Below are 17248 nucleotides of genomic sequence, written 5' to 3' on the forward strand. Positions count from 1 at the left end.
TCACACAATAGCTGCCGGCTGCGTCACAGATCATCAACCTGGTCAGTCACGCTTTATTACCTGGACACGTCACAGATAAATGTCCATAATCCCATGATACTAAAATAACTCTCCGGTATATTATGAACAACAAGCTGGTTTTATCTGTGTTTCCTGGCATCGATATGTTGGGCAAAGCATTCGAAGAAAATGGATTTTGTATTGTCCGTGGTCCAGATTTAATAACTGGTGGGGATATAAGGAAATTCTTTCCCCCTGCTAATGTATTTCAGGGGGTGATTGGTGGGCCACCTTGTCAGGATTTCTCTGCACTGAATAGATCGCCGGGCAGATATGGTTACGAAATGCTGGATGAATATGTACGAGTTATCATGTCAGTAAGCCCAGATTGGTTTCTTTTTGAGAATGTGGCCAGAGCACCAAACTTCGATATTAAAGGATATTCACAACAAAGGTTTGCTTTGGATCTTGGTTGGTTTAGTGAATTTTCAAGATTGCGTCATTTCGTATTCGGGTCAAAGAGCGGCCAGCTTCTTGATCCAGTTAAAGGTCAAAATAAGCATATCGTTGGGGGCGCGGTTTTAGGCGGCGATGAAAGATCATTCCGCGCTTGCTGTGATATTCAAGGATTGCCGGATGATTTTGATTTACCAGAATTTACCTTAGCAGCAAAAAAACAGGCTGTAGCAAATGGCGTTCCTCTACAGCTAGGACGTTATGTTGCCGGGTTGATTGCTAAATCTCTTTATGGTGATGATTCGAAAGTGCCTAGCTCTAATGATGTTGTAAGGCGTTGTTCTTGCGGTTGTGGCCGGGTCGTTGTTGGTCGGGCATCTTATAATAGCCCTGCTTGTAGAAAATCTGCTCAACGACAAAGAGAACGTCTTTCAATTAGAATAAATTCCTAGTGTATGATTTATTTCATAAACCAAAGTAAGGGCTATTTTTTAACCCTTACTTTTTAAGCTGCAATATATTTTTTTTGGTAATTTTCTTCTTTTTGCTGAATTGTATATAGGGACAAATTAATCAAAGCCGTATTACTAAGTTTATATGTATTTTTCGTGTCACGGAATAGTTCTTCCGTTTTCCCTGTTAGGTTAAAAGTACGGTATACTATTTCATCATCTAACTTTTGGGGGCCATTTTCTATCGGTGATAGAGAGAACAGACCCAATCCCTCCGTGATCCTCTCTCCATATTGAATCAGGTTCTTGTATACCCTCACTTTGATTTTCACTTTTACTTTCTCCATATTCTTCTAAGGCTTGGTGTAGCCCTATAATGAGCGGGATATTCTGATCCGCGCATTTTTGTCTAAACTTTTCGTTTACTGATACCGCATATAAGCAATCTATCGCAGCAATAACACCAAACCTTAATTTCAATCCAAGATTAGCACATGATTTTTTTAAAAATGTATTAGCCCAAGTTTCCACTGGAACCCGTTTTAAATCCTCAGATCTATCCGTGATTTTATCCAAGGCAGAAATTTCTTGTTTCTCTATCATTTTTTTTCTTGATAAATTTATCATTTTTATCCTATTTTATGTAACGAAGAAAAGGAACTTCCGCAATGAAAATCAAACTTCTGACTTCTTTTATAACCACATACTACTTTTTGGCTATATCAAATTTAGCCAACGCGCAGTTGGCTATCCCAGATAATATAGACACAAACCAAGATCCTGTAGAAAAATTCAAAGAGTTTTTGACTTATGTTTTTGACGGTCTTGTAACGGTTGGTGCTGGAATAGCTGGCTGCGCACTTCTTTATATTGTCGTGACGGCAATTTCAGGAGGGCGTCCCAATGTCAGATGGGGGGCTATTGCTATCGGCGGCGGTATCTTCATTACTTCTCTTGGCTTCATCCTAGACAAGATCTTCAGTAGCTGATGACTCCTATTAGCCAACACCTTTTTACTCCCCCGCTCATTATCGGAATAACTCTTTATGGAGTTATCCGTTTCGGGGCCTGCGTCTTGTTCAGTCTTCTATTTATGGCCTTGTTTGGGTTGAATTTTATTTTTGCCTTGATACCTCCGGCAACACTTTACGTTTTCGAAAGGTATCAGACAAAAAAAGACCCAGACAGGGATACGGTTTTAAACAATCGAATTATGACGACGTTAGGCAAAATTGGCCTTCAAGATAAGCACTATCCACCTTCTTTAACTGTCCAGGGTTGGACAACAAGGCGCAGAATTTATGGACCATGATATTTTAAAGGCAGCGGCTTTATTTGGTATTCCTGCCGCTGCCATGAGCATAGGTTATGCATCATCAAGCTTGTTTTCCAAAGCAGTTAACCGGAAACCGCACACCATGTCATTGTGTGACTTTCTTACATGGTCTTCTGTTTTGGATGATCAGGCGACGGTCAAAAACATTGATGGTAGCTGTTTTAGGGTCCTTCAGCTTGGGGGGACCGTGTATAACGGACTTAACACAAACCTCATTAACATCATTACTGAGAAGCGGAAGGATTGGCTTTTTTCCCTTAAGGAAAAAGGGATAACACTCCGCTTTTATTCGCCGCACAAAAGCGCTTCAATTCCTTTGTCGAAATTGGGCGATGGGGTGTTGCGTGACGTTAATGAGACGTGGGCCCGTCATATGGCTCATACTTTTTCAACACAGCATTTTGTATTTTTATCTGTACCAGATGAATCAAAGGTCAACCACCTAGAACAGTCGTGTTCTGAGGCCAAAACATACCTCGACGATCATAAACCTACTGTTCTGGATAATGAGCCTGATATTAACGGATTTAGCCCACTATTATCTTTTCTTTCAACACTCGTTAATGGTCGTGCAAGTGTTGTTTGCCCTGTTAAAGAAAATCTTGCTTCTGTCCTTATAACATCACACGTTGAACCTACCCTAGACGGCGATATTATACTTCACCATCCCACATCAACAGAGCGGGTTGCCGTTTTATCGTTAAGCTCGATTGGGGCCTCGACAGACCGTAGTGTTTTATCAAGCTTGTTTTCTCTGAAAACACAATTTGATCTTTTTATTATGGCTAATCTGTTGAACTCAAGTCAGGCAGATTTCCGGGCAGAATATCGAAGAAACCAATCACAATTTCCTGTCCCTAATAGTGTGATTTCGGAAGAGTGGAAGGAAGTGAAATCCCTAATTCAGCAGAACAAAGAAACAATTGTTAGGGCCTCTCTACACATCATTGTTAGAGCAGACAATCAAGCGGATCTTAATGTTTCAATATCAAAGATCGAGGAAGCTTTAGCCAAGCACCGTTATAAACTGGTGCGAGAAAAAGATATGGCTTGGAGAATTTACTGTTCTCGCCTTCCTGGCTTTAACTTTGACACCCGGTTGAGAGATTACCTTACGTCGCATCTTGCCGATCTTACCCCCTTTTCCACAGCACCCACAGGCAACACCAGATCTTTGTTTGGCCCTTCGCCAATCCGTTACTTGCCGACTGCGGGTCAACAGTCAGCCTATGCCTTGACCTATCACCCAACCGAGGGCGATGACAGCAGCCCCCATGATGTTTATTTTGCGCCAACCCGTTCGGGTAAGACTGTTTTCTTGTCATTCCTATTATCGGGTGCAATGGCTGCACATCCAGATCTTGCGGCAATTCTCTTTGACAGAAATCAAGGTCTAAGAGTTTGGACTGCTTTTGTTAATGGATCATATCTCTGGCCAGAAAGAGCAGATATGCCCCTTAACTTTTTTGATAATCTTGGTGATGAAGATGATCGGCGTTTAGCTGAAATAATGCTTTCGCTCATGTCCGGCCTTGGTGATGATAAAAGTCTTCAAAATATAAGCCATGTCGTTTCTGACGTTTACAATTATAGCAACCGTAAAAAAAGGATTTTACGGGATCTTTTTAAGGAGGTTGTTCCTGCTGGCCCATTGCGTGATGCGCTAAAACCTTGGGCAGAACATAGCCGATATTCTAATATTTTTAATGGCGAATATGATGCGTTTGATCCTGCTATTTCAAGGATCACAACTGTTGCGCTCGACAATGTGATTGATGACACAAAGCTGGCCGGAATACTTAGCTTCTACAAGATGAAGCGTTTCCAGAACGCTTATGTAAAATTGGGTCGTCCATACAAATTTATCATTGATGAAGCGTCAACACTCCTATCCGAGCCTTCTATTGCTGAATTAGCCATGTCGGAAATCAGGACCGCAGCAAAAAACCGTGGGGCGGTCACGACAATCTGGCAGGACGTGTCAGGCTTGTGGGCTAATCCCATCGGCGAAGCTTTGGCTAAAAATGCTGGATCTTTCTACTTTTGGCCAGGATCAGCTTCCAAGTCCGAAGAGCTTGTATTTTTCAATATGACAGAGACAGAGGAAAATTTTGCATTAGGTCGTTGGCGACCCGATGGGTCGGTTAGGCCCGTGATGATTAAACGAGAAACAGAAACAGTATTTTTAGAAACAAACCTTCAGCCGCTTGGCGACTATATCAATGTGTTTCGGGGCGGTGTTGGTCCAAATAAGAGGATGGAAGATTGCAAAAAGACTTTTGGCACAAACTGGCAAAGAGAATTTCTGTCATCGGAATTTGCTGTTTCACCGCAGGATCAACAGGGTCCGCTTGGGCCTTAACGGTTCATGATCCTGCTCATACAGCGGTTTCTAAACTTAATAAAGCCGAATTAATTAAACAGCTTGCGGAGATGAAAAAACAATATGACGAGCTTGTTAAGCAGACGGAATATGCCCTTAACACCATGAATAAGCTTGGTGAATTAAAGTCTGGTTCACTTTCCGCGAATTTTTTAATGCGACAGTCGGAGAAAGCGGCAATCTGTGCCATTCCAGAACTGCGAAATATGCGCATACCCGATGGAAACAAGGCTAGTTTTCTAAGTATTTGCGAGTCAGCGGAAACTGTACGCGGGTTGGTTTTACCATCCTCTGAGGGCGAGGTTTATGATGGTATCCCGCTTTCCGGGCGGGATCATATAACAAGAGTTCGAGAACGCCGTGATGGTTTGCATGAGGATGCTACGATTATGGCTTTGGCGACATCCCAGACAGCCTTGCAAACACAAAAGGATTCAACTCAATCCGTTACTGATTTGATTAGTGAATCAAATCAGGCGCAAACGGTTGATGAATTGTTGCGGGTTCAAATTAAAGCTGATGCTGCAATTTTAACAAAACTGACTTCAATAGAGCTTTTGTTAGCTCAGGGTGTCCGACTTCTTTCGACAGTGGAAACTAGAAGTCTTCGGACAACGGTTACAACTCAAGACAGAGTTCTGGGGGAATAGTTGATGCATAAGATAGTAATTTTGATTTTGACAACATTGATTTTGTCAGGGTGCGTAACTCCCAAAAGCACAGTAAAGGGTATTGGCTTTGGTCGGAATGACTTCAAGGAAAGCCCTTGTGCATGTGGGGAGCCTATTCAAATCCCTAATATGAGTTCATTAACCTGATGCGCTGGTTTTCCCGTAATACAGAAACAGCAGAGCAGGATGAAAATCCAGTGCCGCAACCCGGCTCTGATCATCACCCTTATGAACGGTTGATGCGAACTAATAAAGCTCAGATGGCTTTTATTTTTCTCTTGCTCACTTACTCGGGAATTTTAACGCCCTTATCAATTATTGCTTATAAAGAGGGCGGTAAGACGGAGGTAATAGCTTTAACTTTTGATGACAGCGTGTCTCAGTACGTGAACTTGTCGCGTGGTTATCTAGACCGTTCAGCGGAACAACAAATTATTGTAAACAGCCTTAAACAGTATTTGGTCTGGCGTGAAACAATTGACCATACCACTGCAAAATCACGTGACGAAAAAATCAAGATATTTACCGATCCATCTTGGTTTAACGGCACATATGTCAAGATGATTGATCCAAAGAACAATCCCAATAGTCCGCGAAAAACATATCACGACGCAGGCATGACAAGGGACATTCAGGACGTAGTAATTTCACAAGCTCCAGAGCAACCCAATACATACTTTGCGCGATTTACTGCAATCGACCGCATGGGGATGCAGGAAATCAGGCGTCAACAATGGCTAATGACCATTGTTGCAGCCCGTAACACTGGACCTGTACCGCAAGATGAAGCAGCCCTTAACCCTCTGGGACTGAAGGTCTATAATTATATTCCGAAAGAATTGCCCAATGAAAATTAAAAAAATAGTCCTTGCAGTTTCAATTTTTGGATTGCTCGGAACGCCATGTTTTTCTCAAGATATTTTGAATAAACAATTACCTAATCCCGATGGTCCGAATTTGGATCAGATACAGGATCAGGTCGATGGTAAATTTCCCCCTTTGATGAACCATCAAAGGCTTGTGGGTGGTGCTATTCAAGAAATTTGGAATGATAGCCTGCCAGAATCAGGAATATTACACGTTAAAGATCCTGTTGGTAAAACGATCAAGGTGATTATCCGGGAGAACATGCCCTTAACAATTACCCTCCCACCAGGTCAAAAAATTCTGGATTTTACTGTTGGGGATCAAGAGGCTTTTGATGGTCGTCGTTGCCCCTCTGATGAAGGTTGTCTTTGGATTTGGGCAAAACACCCCGGATTTGATGCGCTTGTCTCAATTCTCACTCAAGACCGCATTATTTACCCTATTTATGTGCGTTCAGAGAGTTTTAACTCTGTTAACTTGCCTCATACATGGCTACGTCTTGGTTCTGATCAGCCAGCTTTTGATACTTTGGAAACAGCCCAAAGCTCTGCATCATATACTCCAAAGGAAGAACCACTAACCGAGGCCATAAACCCGGCTGATGCGCCAACTTGGACGCGATCAGCAAACTTTGATCCAACCAAGATAAAACACGACCTCGAAATGAGCGGAGACAAGGAAATTGCTCCGGTTAATTTATGGCGTGACGATAAATTTACGTGGCTCGATTGGGGGCAGGATAACGATCCACAACGTTGGCCAGCCGCATGGGAGGTTGTTGATGGGATTGATCAACCTGTTCGTGTTCGTAAATCTAAAGATAATCGGTTTCTGATCGTCGAGACGACCGGACCAATTACCTTGCGTCGTGGGGAGAAAACGGTATGTATCCGACCCGCAAACGGTTAATTGCGCTACTCGCCCTTTGTCTTCTTTTGTTGGGCTGTGACGACGACAGCCAGAACACGGTTGCCCCAGAAAAGCCCGTTGATATACCAGCAGATTATTATACGGCTCCACCGAAAGCAGAGGCCCCGCCACCACCTGTTGAGGGGAAACTTTCTGTACCAGTTAGTTTTGATATGGGCCGCGCTCTTGTTGCGGAAGAATTTATAACCCGACGTATTCCTGTTTCGATTATCGGTGAGACCCCGGTTTCGATGTTCGGCATTGAAAGAAGCGGCAATGAAGATCTTACAATTTCTTCAGATTGTCCTCTGGAACTTGCCCCAGGATCAAGCTGTACACTGTTGCTCGAATACCTCCCACAATCTCCGGGCGAACTGAACTCAACAATCCTGATTGCCACCAGCAAAGGCATAGAGAAAATATCTGTTTCTGGTGAAGGGTACGAGGTTGCAGCATTGCCAGAGCCAACACCGCCGCCGCCAGTATTACCACCAGCACCAAAGCCGCCAAAACCGTCACCCTATGAGGGAGCCGCCTACCGTGAGGCTTATGCCTTGATAGAGAGACGCCGAGCATCAGGGCCTTCGTTTGCTTCGCTAAAGGATGATTTTGTCGCTGTTGTACCCCAAGAGTACAAAATGACTGACAGCGATTATCTAAGAGAACAAACGCCTTCCATTGAAACAAGTTTTCCTGTTGATCGTACAAACATACTCACAATTACCCGTATGCATTGGGGGGTACTTGATCGAGAGATTGTTTCTTCACTTCCTGGACTGATTATTGTCCGGGTCGATGAAGATGTATTTGGCACTGACGGACTTACAAAAATTCTTGAAAAAGGCGACGCATATGTTGGCCGTTATGAACCCTTGGAAAAAGTTGGTGATGACCGCCTGAACATTTGTTTTTTTCGGATCATTCGCTTGGCCGACGGTGCACATGTTTACAATTCTGATGAATGTTTTGCCTATGCAACTGACGCTATGGGTCGTGTTGGACTTGTGGGCGAAGTAGATAATAGAGCATGGGAGAAATACGGCTCGGCATTTGTAACAGCAGGTATTTCAGCCCTCGCCTCATACGGAACATCAAAGTTTGATGATGGTGATGGTGCCGTTGAAAACTCAAGTGAAGCACTTTCGGATCAGCTAGGAAAAATTACGGCCAGTATGATCGAGGAAAATATAGATTTAGCACCAATCATAACAATCAGTGGAGGGGAGCGCGTCGGCATCCAGTTATTAAGAGATCTTTATATTAGAAGACCTGAGCCTTTAAAGGGATAAATTATGAAAAAATTATTTTACACAACAGCTTTATGTTCGGTTGCTATTGGGAGTATTGCCTTGGCACAAACTCCCCCAACACCACCAGAAACCTATACAGAGTCAACGACCTTTTCGGCCCCTGTTGATACCACTTCAAAAACTGTATCACTGGGGGAGCAGACAAAGCCGCTTGCGATCACAAAGCTGTTGATGAAGGGATCTACAATCACTGACAAACCTGCGAAGGTATCAGCGGCTATATCTTCCTTGAAGGATGATCCGCGGTTGAGCGGAAAAAATCTTTCTTCGATTGAAATCAATGGTAATTCAATCCCGACCCGTCAAGGAGCTGATCAACAGCTAAAAATTCGATGGACGACTGTAACAAATACCGAAACCGAGAAGAAAAAACTTCTTAACGAACCGCTCGAAAGTGACCTTAGCAGTACATCGGCAGATAAGGCCGTTGACGCTAAAGGTGATCAGGATGCTCTCATAGAAACTATTCTTGAGCTTTTGGAGGACAATCCTTCTCCGGCAGAAGAAAAACCAGCCGAAGAAGATACCGGTTCTAAAAATACGGCCTCTGCTGCACCACCCGCAGCAGGGGGAAGCAAGCCCGATAATGATATTGCCTCAAACTATAAAACTGACCCTGTGCAGCCCGAAGTAAAAGAGAAGGACCCGGTGTATTCAACTTCATCGGCAGGGTGTTCCCCTCGCATAGACACGGCACAGGGGAAAGTGATTCTTCAGGAGCAAACTCTGATAGACGGCTCACCACAGAACGACTGTCAAGATACATTGACGAGCTATCCAATTCAGAAAGACTATGCAATTTGTGGTGATACTGTTGATTTGCCTAACCGTAAAGCAACGGCTCAATACCGTGAGTTTTATGTTGGCCAGGACCTTTCAACAAGCTACATATCTCAGGACTGTAAACCAGATCCAGACCTTGTTTTTTTGGTCGAAGAAGACGCAGCTTCTTGTGGTTGGCAAACAGACAACCAAGCTATGACAGCAACTAAAGAGGTCCGATTATTTTACAATAATCGCACTGGCCAGAGGGTCGAGTTAAGCTCTTGTCAGCCGTCAACGTTGATTCCAGTTGAGACTACGGTTCTGAATACGTCTGTATGTAATCCAAGAAATGACACTAACCAGACTTTCGAGCGTGGCCAAATATCTTGGATGTATAAAAATGTTCAGCAGTTATCTGGAACCTGTATTGATACGGGTGTGACATGGGCGCATTTTGAAGACACATCCGTTTGTAGTGATGTTGTTGATTGGACCAAGAGCGAAGTTTATGCACAGTCTCGAACTTCCTACATTAATGCTGATAATCAGAAAGTGTACATTGATGCGACTTGTTCACCATTGGTAACAACGGCATACGGTCTAAAAAATACAACAGCTTCATGTGAGGCTTCATTTGTTGATGATTTCCCGGCACAAAGAACATTTGGAACCAGAAAATGGTACTATGAGAAAGAGGGATCACCCGTTTACGTGACCGATTGTGTCAAGGATGATGATACTTTCTTTGCACATCAAACACGGGTAACTGGCTGGGTCAATAACGACGTTATGCTTCAGTCATTGCCTGAAACAGAAACCTTTATTACGGCCTATAACGCCGAGATCGTGCGTAAGCCAAGCTCTGTTTCAAGTGAAGCAATTGCAACGCCTTATGATCTTGAGCGCATTGATGAAGTACCTTCAACTGTTACATATCAGGGTTGTGAGAAAACCACAGAAACAATTGAAGCTGAAGTATACCTACGTCCAGATCAGACATATTTCAATCGTCCAATCGGGCCAGGTCAAACAGTCGGACCCGTAAACTCTTGCGGTACGATTATTCAGCAACCTGTCTGGAAACTCTTAACAGATAGTGGACTTATACAAGGAGGGATTGAATGGCACCAGACCAGCCCTACAGGCTGTGGCAAGGAAAATGAGAACCCCTGCCGTGACCAATTCCGCCGTTACACCCGTAGCGCTACATTTCAAGGCATCCGGGTACTACAGCGTGAAGACGGGGAGTCTATCACCCAGACCTCAACCAAGAACAATGGTTACACCTGTTATAGCCAGCTGTGGTTAGCAAGGCAATCTGTGCCCTCAAATACAGGTCCTTGCCCCACTACGTACACAGCTGGGGCTGTCTACTCCTGGAATCAGGCTGAGGGTTGGTAATTTTATCTTGCAGGGCGCGATAAGTCGCGCCCTGTTCTTTTTCGAGGCAATAATGTCAAATTTTGATTCAACTGATTTTTTAGACGATCTTTTATCAACGCTTAGACCTTATATTACAGATTATAGTGCTGTTGAGGTCACGGTTAACGAGCCGGGGCGTGTCTGGCTCGAAATTCCCGGTCAGGGCAAGAAAGAGATCCATGACGACGGATTATCGCTTGAGCTGTTCCAGAGGATAGGCCGAATTTTATCAAACCGCCGTGACATTAAAGATTTTGATAAAACGCCATACCTTGCGGCATGGCTACCCGGTGGTCATAGACTTCAGTTGTGCCTTGGTAATTCGATTGCGACAGGGCTGGCGGTATCTATCAGGGTTTGGCGTCCTAGAGCTTATAATCTATCTGATTACAGGCTCTCTGATCGCCACAAAGCTCTTGTGCATGAAGCAATTTCCGGGAAGTGGAATATCATTGTATCCGGTGGGATGTTTTCGGGGAAAACCACTCTCACAAATGCCATTGTCGAACTGTTACCAGAGAGTGAGCGGGTCATTTCAATCGAGGATACGCCAGAGCTTGATTTGAACCATGTACCGGATAAGGTCCAGTTTATTATTGATCGCTTGGCTACCTCAGAAGACATTGATTATATCCAGGTCTTACGTGCTGTTCAGAGGTTAAGGCCAGATAGAACCTTGATAGGCGAGCTGTCAGACCAGAATACCTATCTTCTATCGCGGATCTTGAACATGGGTCACGGCGGAACCTTGACAACTTTACACGCCGACAGCCCGGAACTTGCATTTAGTGCCTTGAAAACGAATGTCACACTTGCGGGTATCGCGGGTGATGTTGCGGATACCGTGTTCCGCCAAAATATTGATTTGATTATTCAGATTGAACGTTTGCCGAACTATGACCGTGTGGTTACTGACGTCTATGTCAGTGCAGCGAGAAAAACCAAAATTATAGCCGCAATTGTGTTTGAAAACCCCCTCATTGAACAATCAGAAATTGCTGATCTTCTGCTTGAAAAGGGCATTTTGGTTTCCAATGACGACCTTTCTACTATCCTTAGAGAAGTCAATCTTTCGACTCCCCTAAACAGGGTTAAATCAATTTTATACAAATATGACGGGCGTTTAGACAGCCTTACGGACACTCAGTTATCAGCTTTAAAATCGATTGATTACTTCAAACAGAACAAGTTATCAGCATGACAAGTTTACCCTTTAAATACGGGTCAAAATTTCCAACCCGCCAGCTTGTTTTTTTAACAAGCGTTTCGTGTCTGTTTTCTCTGACTTTATGGTTTTTGGCTCCCAAGACTGTTTCATCAGACATATACTTTAATCATATTGTAAAGACCTTTGCTTACCTGTCAGATTTCTTCAGCTATGTCCAAAAAACGGGTGGATCTACTGACTGGTCAGCACTGCATATTTCGGCTGCTGTTACAGGTACGATATTTATTCTTTGGCCGATCATCTTACTCACCGTTCTTGGACCAATAATTTCTTCCCTTCTCAAAAACCAAAATGATTCCAGATTTGCCAACCGTTCTGAGGTGGAACGCATGGGATTACATGGGGATCTAGGCCCTGTTCTCGGTGTTCATGAGGGCGTGGTTTTGAAGCCAAGCGAAACCAGACATGTTTGTGTTATTGCACCGACACGAGCGGGTAAAACCAGACAGGCTATTTCAACGGTTCTTGATTACCCTGGCTCTATTATTGCCATTGATCCTAAGTCTGAGATTAAAGTTTTAACCGAGGATCATCGCTCGCAAATGGGTGACACCTTTTCCATTAATTGGGCTGATCCAAATACAAAGGATGGTTGGAATTTTCTTTCTTTGCGATCAATCAAGAAAGATCCTATTGAGCGGGAGCGCCAAGCCCTACGTTTTGCTGGTGTTATTGTGCCACCAAACCCAAGCGTCAAAGATCCTACTTGGGACGACAAGGCGCGGCTAAACACAGGTGCCTTTATTCTTTTTGAAATGTGTGAAGCTCTGCGGGAAAACCGCGACGGACACATAAAAAATGTACGTTCACTATTTACAGATTTACCAATAGTCAAAGAGTCTGAGGATAAGGAGGAGAATACAGACCCGTTCACATTGAAAATGGCACAGATTGCCGAGACAGCGATAAATAACAATTATCCCCGTTATATTATTGAAACAGTTATGGCTTTCGGCCAAATGCACGCTGGCGGTGAGCGTAGTAGTCATATCTCCACGCTTGAGACTAAATTCCAATATTTTGCGAGCGAATCAAGCCGTAACGCTCTTGCGAAAGATAGCTTTCAATTTGCAGATTTACGTAGCAGACCCGCAACAGTTTATATTGATTTCCCCCAAGAAGACGCTGCCGCATTCGGTGGAATAACAAGCCTCTTTATTGATAGCCTTGTTGCCTGGACGTTGGGGAATGGTCGCAAGGAGGGTGAATACCCTATTCTTATTTTGATCGATGAATTTAGAGATCTTCCCTTTATCGGCCAACTTCCGTCACTCTTTACCAAGGGCGCGGGTGCGGGTGTTGGGGTAATGACGATTGTTCAGAGCCTTGAACAGATCAAAGAGCGATATGATAGAGTCTCTCACAACTTGCTTGATAACTATGAGTATTTTGTTGTTTTTGGCCTTCCCAACCATGAAACTCAGAAAATGCTCTCTGCGATTGTCGGGGAAAGAGCAGTTCAGAAGAAGTCAGAAACCAAACAGGGCTTTAACCTGTTTGGCAGCAACACAAAATCAGAGCAGCGTGAACAGTTAATTAAACCTTCTGATTGGGGCGTGATACCCTTTGGCCACCACATTGTATTAGCCAATCGCCACTTTATCAGGCCGATATATTGCAAGTCTGCGTTTTGGGATCAATTGTCAAAATATCGTCGGCGTGTTCCTCGTAAAAACAGAATTAAAACTTGAGGTTCGGCTATGAAAAAAATGCTGTTCTCTTTGATCCTCATGTTGGCCATGACAACAAACGCACAGGCTTTTTGTTATGCTGAGGCTGGCAAGGAATATTCGGTCAACCCGGATTTGCTTAAAGCAATTGCCTATGTTGAATCGTCTTGGAACAACCAAGCAATCAACAGCAATACAAATGGCTCTGAGGATGTTTGTCTAATGCAGGTAAACAGCTTCTGGATAAGGCATCTGTCCGATTATGGGATAACCAGACAAGCTTTACTCGATGATGCTTGTCTGTGCGTTAAAACAGGGGCCTACATACTTGCCTATGAGATTTCCAGTGTTGGCCAAAGCTGGTTAGCCGTTGGCCAATATCACAGAGGCCCAAACGGGCCTCGTTCAAAAAAGAACGATTACGCAGAAAAAGTATATTCCGTTTATTTAAGACTTCAGGCGGGGAATTGATATGCTCCAGGAAATGAAATTCGAATACATTGGCTTCCTCTATCACGCTGTATCAGAGGCTAAGGGGAACAGAATGTTGTCAACGCTTCGGGTTTGTTCGCGGGAGAGCTGGCGCGAAAACAACGAGATGATTGAGCGCGAACACTGGTTTTCTGCTCTTTCTTTTGCTCCTCATATATCGGATATGATCGCAAAAGGTACTCTCAAAAAGGGGCGATACCTTCGATTGCGTGGAAAAGTTCAAGAGAATGCTTGGGAATCCGAGGGAAAAAAAATTTCTCGTCCACAATTCATCATTGAGCGGCTAGAATATCTCGACCGCGCTCATAATACCGATTCTTCAATGAGTTTAGCGGATCAAAGCGAAAATTTATCCTAAAATCATTTGTAGGTTGTTACATTTTAGGATAAAAAATAAACAGAGTTAAACAGAGTTAAACAGAGTTAAACAGAGAGGGGGCAGCATTTGAGAGTTCAATAAAAAGCAAAAAACACGTAGCGGGAACTACGTGTTTTTGGGGGTAAAACAAAAAACATATGTATCGTTATCTAGCGCTATTTTACCTCTCTTAAGTCTACTGTCAAGTTTTTTGCGAATTTACGCAGTGGATTTTTGCAGCTTTTTTTCGGGTTTTCCGCTGTAATTTTTGATGATGAATTTAGGTTCTCGGCCCTTTACGGCCAAAGGAAATAACTATTCCGCATTGCAATCCTGGACAACACTACCAGAAGAGGTTGACCGCTTCAGATTGCTGCACCTGCTGGACAATGTAGGGATTTCTTACGGTCTTAAGCCTCAGCACATTAGGTATTTGACCCACCTGATCAAGTTCACCTCTGACAAAGATTGGCATTTGGATGCTTACCATCCCCCGGTCGCATGGCAGTCGGTTTTTGGTCTGGCCAAAGAGTTCGGCGTTGATCAAAGGACAATTCGGCGTTGGGAAAACGATTTACATGACCGTGGATTGATAGATTGGTCAGATTCAGGAAATCATAAGAGATACGGCAAGAGGGACGGTAGGGGCTTTATTCAATATGCCTATGGAGTTGATCTTTCGCCATTGGCCAAGCTGTATGAAGATCTTGAAAACCACTTGGCAAACCAAAAAGCTGAAACAGTACAATTTGACATTCTTAAGCGGAAATTATCGGCACAAAAAAGGCGTGTCAGGGTAAAGTTTTGCGCAGCGGAATTATCTCTTGATGAAATTCAGGAGCTACCGCCAATAAGACCAACAAGCCGGATAGAAGATCTTCAGGCCCAGATAGATTTTTTAACCTCTCTTGAGCTTGAAGTTGATCAATATTTCAAGGCCCAGGAACAACAGTCTTCTTGTTCAAAAGCTGTTAATATGTCCGCCACGGACGACATAAATGTCCGACACTATTACACTACAACCAAACCATATTCTTCTAAAGAAGATACATGTAATCAGGATGTGGATAAAAGGAGTGCCGAAGCGGCACACCCTCGCGGTAATCTGTCTGCTTGCGCAGACACCGCGAATTGCTTTCCAAAAAAGCATGTTGAAAAATCTGAGGCCAGCAAGACAAATAACCAGACTGTTGTAGATAATACTTCAACAGGTATAGAGCATTTGAATGTTAAACTCTTGCTAAATGCGGCATCTCCTGAATTTAGGGAGCATATCCCGTTACATGATCGCGCACTTTTGCCAGCCGATTTAGTTACAGCCGCTGAATTAATGTGCCACAGCTTGGGTATTAACCGTTCAGCCTGGACGGAAGCATGTTCAATTATGGGCCGTTTTTCTGCGGCTGTTTGTGTCTTGATCGCTGATTCCAATCAACACAACCCTGTTAATCCTGTTTTGAACCCCGGCGGATTTTTCCGTGGAATGATTTCTAAAGCCCGTCAGGGAGAATTGCAGTTGCATCGCTCTGTTTTTGGTATTTTGCAACGCGATAATTTTAACTCGTAGATGATTTTATTTGGGATTTGATAATGAGATTTTTATTAAGCGATAGCTGTAGCAATAAAGAGCTTCAGCACATTAAAAATAGATTGTCTGGTATGGATAATCACGATTTTTCTACTAACACGAGGTTCGATTTTGAGCACCGTTGTTCAGATGTTTTATGGTCAAGTATTGATGGGCTTTTACGTGAGGGATTTGACCGGAATACAGTTCTTAATTCAATGACTTTGCTTGTTAATAAAATTGGCGAGGCTCCTGATATTGATCCAGATAATCGTCAATTGCTTCTCTTTCAGACGGAGGAACGCTGTTTTAAAATTCTGCTCAAAGCATTTTCGGATTTTTTAAACACAAGAAAAACCAGAATTGAAACACAGAAAATTATTTTGTCATTAATTGACGATATTGAAATTTCACCATCGAACGATTTTAACAAGAGAGCGCTGGGTTGATATGGGATTAGAGGGTGAAATTATTTTGTTCCACCCTCTAATTTTTATATTTAGCTAATCCAGTTCCCTATGCCAGACCACCCTGAATTTAATGGACTGTTCCTGTAGTATCCTAATGTTTGATTGATCAAATCACTAGCAAGGTTTAATAGAGCTGTTCCCTCAACCTTGTTTTTCCCAAGGTTATAAATTTCGTTGCCATGGCCATATAGATTTTCGATTTGGTTTTTTGATATTGATTGTTCCAATTTTTTGTAGATAGCTTCAAATTCTTTAGCACTTATTCCCTTAAATTTTTCTTCTATATTTTCATATATGTATGCTCTTTTGGAAATATGTGGGCTGATTTCATTGAGCCGATCAGGTAAGCATTTGACTAATATTTTATGTGGTGAATTTTGTTCCCCTTTATAAATATCAGTTTGTAAAATAACTGCCAAAACCTCAGCCATTTCAATTGTATTTTCTTCATACCCTACCCTGATAAAGTCGCCGGATCTTGGGATAAAGGGTAATCTGATTTTATTACCATATTTATCTCGGTAATCGCCGTCTTCGAATATTTCAAAATCAAACATGTTTTCCTCAAAATTTATGCTGTTGATAATAGTGATAAAATTCACATGCGCCATTTTTTGAAATAATCAAGCAAGTCGAAAGAAAAATATTATTTTTTTTCGGTCACAGAATTGACGGTCGTTGGGTCACAAGAAAGCCCTCTATGTAGGTTTTGTGTGGTGGCATTATATTGATGATCTTTTGATAGACACCTGCACCACCTTTACCGCCAGGGTAACTCATGTGCTTTTTACCTGTAATCTTCCTTGGATGTATTTCTGCAGCATAGATATTTTTGTCTATGTTGGTCATGTTGCTATCGAGCATAGACATAAATGTCTATGGGTCCTGGAAG

17 protein-coding genes are annotated in these 17248 nt (G+C 42.9%); 14 read left to right on the forward strand and 3 right to left on the reverse strand.

Annotated features, from left to right (window positions below; all coding sequences use genetic code 11):
- The first annotated feature begins 122 nt into the window (after positions 1 to 122).
- The gene (locus O4H49_RS20100) at positions 123 to 908 is read left to right on the forward strand and encodes a DNA cytosine methyltransferase (RefSeq protein ID WP_269425224.1); all 786 of its coding nucleotides are present in this window, start codon (positions 123 to 125) and stop codon (positions 906 to 908) included.
- Positions 909 to 1124: 216 nt separating this feature from the next.
- Here the strand turns inward: O4H49_RS20100 and O4H49_RS20105 are convergent, their stop codons facing one another.
- Positions 1125 to 1535 (reverse strand): hypothetical protein, encoded by a 411-nt coding sequence (locus tag O4H49_RS20105; RefSeq protein ID WP_269425225.1) that lies wholly within the window; start codon positions 1533 to 1535, stop codon positions 1125 to 1127.
- Between the two features lie 41 nt (positions 1536 to 1576).
- Between O4H49_RS20105 and O4H49_RS20110 the strand changes: the two genes are divergently transcribed.
- The 13 genes from O4H49_RS20110 to O4H49_RS20170 all read left to right on the forward strand — a co-directional run bounded on the left by O4H49_RS20110 (position 1577) and on the right by O4H49_RS20170 (position 16335).
- Positions 1577 to 1897 (forward strand): hypothetical protein, encoded by a 321-nt coding sequence (locus tag O4H49_RS20110; RefSeq protein ID WP_269425226.1) that lies wholly within the window; start codon positions 1577 to 1579, stop codon positions 1895 to 1897.
- Positions 1898 to 2209: 312 nt separating this feature from the next.
- On the forward strand, positions 2210 to 4606 hold the full coding sequence (locus O4H49_RS20115) for a VirB4 family type IV secretion system protein (RefSeq protein ID WP_269425227.1): 2397 nt from the start codon (positions 2210 to 2212) through the stop codon (positions 4604 to 4606).
- Positions 4510 to 5277 carry a hypothetical protein gene (locus tag O4H49_RS20120; RefSeq protein WP_269425228.1) on the forward strand — a complete coding sequence of 256 codons (768 nt, stop codon included), beginning with the start codon at positions 4510 to 4512 and terminating at the stop codon, positions 5275 to 5277. The genes O4H49_RS20115 and O4H49_RS20120 overlap by 97 nt, the downstream gene beginning before the upstream one ends.
- Positions 5278 to 5444: 167 nt before the next feature.
- The gene (locus tag O4H49_RS20125) at positions 5445 to 6155 is read left to right on the forward strand and encodes a type IV secretion system protein (protein ID WP_269425229.1); all 711 of its coding nucleotides are present in this window, start codon (positions 5445 to 5447) and stop codon (positions 6153 to 6155) included.
- Positions 6145 to 7074 carry a TrbG/VirB9 family P-type conjugative transfer protein gene (locus tag O4H49_RS20130; RefSeq protein WP_269425230.1) on the forward strand — a complete coding sequence of 310 codons (930 nt, stop codon included), beginning with the start codon at positions 6145 to 6147 and terminating at the stop codon, positions 7072 to 7074. Before O4H49_RS20125 ends, O4H49_RS20130 begins: the two co-directional genes overlap by 11 nt.
- Positions 7050 to 8363 carry a TrbI/VirB10 family protein gene (locus O4H49_RS20135; protein ID WP_269425231.1) on the forward strand — a complete coding sequence of 438 codons (1314 nt, stop codon included), beginning with the start codon at positions 7050 to 7052 and terminating at the stop codon, positions 8361 to 8363. The genes O4H49_RS20130 and O4H49_RS20135 overlap by 25 nt, the downstream gene beginning before the upstream one ends.
- A 3-nt stretch (positions 8364 to 8366) precedes the next feature.
- Entirely contained in the window at positions 8367 to 10550 is a 2184-nt protein-coding gene (locus O4H49_RS20140) for a hypothetical protein (RefSeq protein WP_269425232.1), read from the forward strand.
- Between the two features lie 52 nt (positions 10551 to 10602).
- Complete coding sequence (locus O4H49_RS20145; RefSeq protein ID WP_269425233.1) at positions 10603 to 11772, forward strand: ATPase, T2SS/T4P/T4SS family; 1170 nt, start codon at positions 10603 to 10605, stop codon at positions 11770 to 11772.
- On the forward strand, positions 11769 to 13490 hold the full coding sequence (locus O4H49_RS20150; RefSeq protein WP_269425234.1) for a type IV secretory system conjugative DNA transfer family protein: 1722 nt from the start codon (positions 11769 to 11771) through the stop codon (positions 13488 to 13490). Before O4H49_RS20145 ends, O4H49_RS20150 begins: the two co-directional genes overlap by 4 nt.
- Before the next feature lie 9 nt (positions 13491 to 13499).
- On the forward strand, positions 13500 to 13940 hold the full coding sequence (locus O4H49_RS20155) for a lytic transglycosylase domain-containing protein (protein WP_269425235.1): 441 nt from the start codon (positions 13500 to 13502) through the stop codon (positions 13938 to 13940).
- A gap of 1 nt (position 13941) precedes the next feature.
- The gene (locus O4H49_RS20160; protein WP_269425236.1) at positions 13942 to 14319 is read left to right on the forward strand and encodes a single-stranded DNA-binding protein; all 378 of its coding nucleotides are present in this window, start codon (positions 13942 to 13944) and stop codon (positions 14317 to 14319) included.
- A 271-nt stretch (positions 14320 to 14590) separates the two neighbouring features.
- Positions 14591 to 15886 carry a plasmid replication protein RepC gene (gene repC / locus O4H49_RS20165; protein ID WP_269425237.1) on the forward strand — a complete coding sequence of 432 codons (1296 nt, stop codon included), beginning with the start codon at positions 14591 to 14593 and terminating at the stop codon, positions 15884 to 15886.
- A gap of 23 nt (positions 15887 to 15909) precedes the next feature.
- Entirely contained in the window at positions 15910 to 16335 is a 426-nt protein-coding gene (locus O4H49_RS20170) for a hypothetical protein (protein ID WP_269425238.1), read from the forward strand.
- Between the two features lie 50 nt (positions 16336 to 16385).
- Here the strand turns inward: O4H49_RS20170 and O4H49_RS20175 are convergent, their stop codons facing one another.
- The gene (locus tag O4H49_RS20175; protein WP_269425239.1) at positions 16386 to 16913 is read right to left on the reverse strand and encodes a hypothetical protein; all 528 of its coding nucleotides are present in this window, start codon (positions 16911 to 16913) and stop codon (positions 16386 to 16388) included.
- Positions 16914 to 17016: 103 nt separating this feature from the next.
- Positions 17017 to 17226, reverse strand: coding sequence for a hypothetical protein (locus tag O4H49_RS20180; RefSeq protein ID WP_269425240.1), 210 nt, complete (start codon positions 17224 to 17226; stop codon positions 17017 to 17019).
- Positions 17227 to 17248 lie beyond the last annotated feature (22 nt).

The organism is Kiloniella laminariae, assembly GCF_027214005.1.
Classification (GTDB): domain Bacteria; phylum Pseudomonadota; class Alphaproteobacteria; order Kiloniellales; family Kiloniellaceae; genus Kiloniella; species Kiloniella laminariae_A.

Excerpts from the sequence above, each read along its gene's own strand:
- O4H49_RS20100 (WP_269425224.1), top strand. The coding sequence starts at position 123 with ATGAACAACAAGCTGGTTTTATCTGTGTTTCCTGGCATCGATATGTTG.
- O4H49_RS20135 (WP_269425231.1), top strand. The coding sequence starts at position 7,050 with ATGTATCCGACCCGCAAACGGTTAATTGCGCTACTCGCCCTTTGTCTT.
- O4H49_RS20150 (WP_269425234.1), top strand. The coding sequence starts at position 11,769 with ATGACAAGTTTACCCTTTAAATACGGGTCAAAATTTCCAACCCGCCAG.
- O4H49_RS20175 (WP_269425239.1), bottom strand. The coding sequence starts at position 16,913 with ATGTTTGATTTTGAAATATTCGAAGACGGCGATTACCGAGATAAATAT.
- O4H49_RS20180 (WP_269425240.1), bottom strand. The coding sequence starts at position 17,226 with ATGTCTATGCTCGATAGCAACATGACCAACATAGACAAAAATATCTAT.
- O4H49_RS20160 (WP_269425236.1), top strand. The coding sequence starts at position 13,942 with ATGCTCCAGGAAATGAAATTCGAATACATTGGCTTCCTCTATCACGCT.
- repC (WP_269425237.1), top strand. The coding sequence starts at position 14,591 with ATGATGAATTTAGGTTCTCGGCCCTTTACGGCCAAAGGAAATAACTAT.
- O4H49_RS20105 (WP_269425225.1), bottom strand. The coding sequence starts at position 1,535 with ATGATAAATTTATCAAGAAAAAAAATGATAGAGAAACAAGAAATTTCT.
- O4H49_RS20130 (WP_269425230.1), top strand. The coding sequence starts at position 6,145 with ATGAAAATTAAAAAAATAGTCCTTGCAGTTTCAATTTTTGGATTGCTC.
- O4H49_RS20145 (WP_269425233.1), top strand. The coding sequence starts at position 10,603 with ATGTCAAATTTTGATTCAACTGATTTTTTAGACGATCTTTTATCAACG.
- O4H49_RS20125 (WP_269425229.1), top strand. The coding sequence starts at position 5,445 with ATGCGCTGGTTTTCCCGTAATACAGAAACAGCAGAGCAGGATGAAAAT.
- O4H49_RS20110 (WP_269425226.1), top strand. The coding sequence starts at position 1,577 with ATGAAAATCAAACTTCTGACTTCTTTTATAACCACATACTACTTTTTG.
- O4H49_RS20115 (WP_269425227.1), top strand. The coding sequence starts at position 2,210 with ATGGACCATGATATTTTAAAGGCAGCGGCTTTATTTGGTATTCCTGCC.
- O4H49_RS20170 (WP_269425238.1), top strand. The coding sequence starts at position 15,910 with ATGAGATTTTTATTAAGCGATAGCTGTAGCAATAAAGAGCTTCAGCAC.
- O4H49_RS20140 (WP_269425232.1), top strand. The coding sequence starts at position 8,367 with ATGAAAAAATTATTTTACACAACAGCTTTATGTTCGGTTGCTATTGGG.
- O4H49_RS20155 (WP_269425235.1), top strand. The coding sequence starts at position 13,500 with ATGAAAAAAATGCTGTTCTCTTTGATCCTCATGTTGGCCATGACAACA.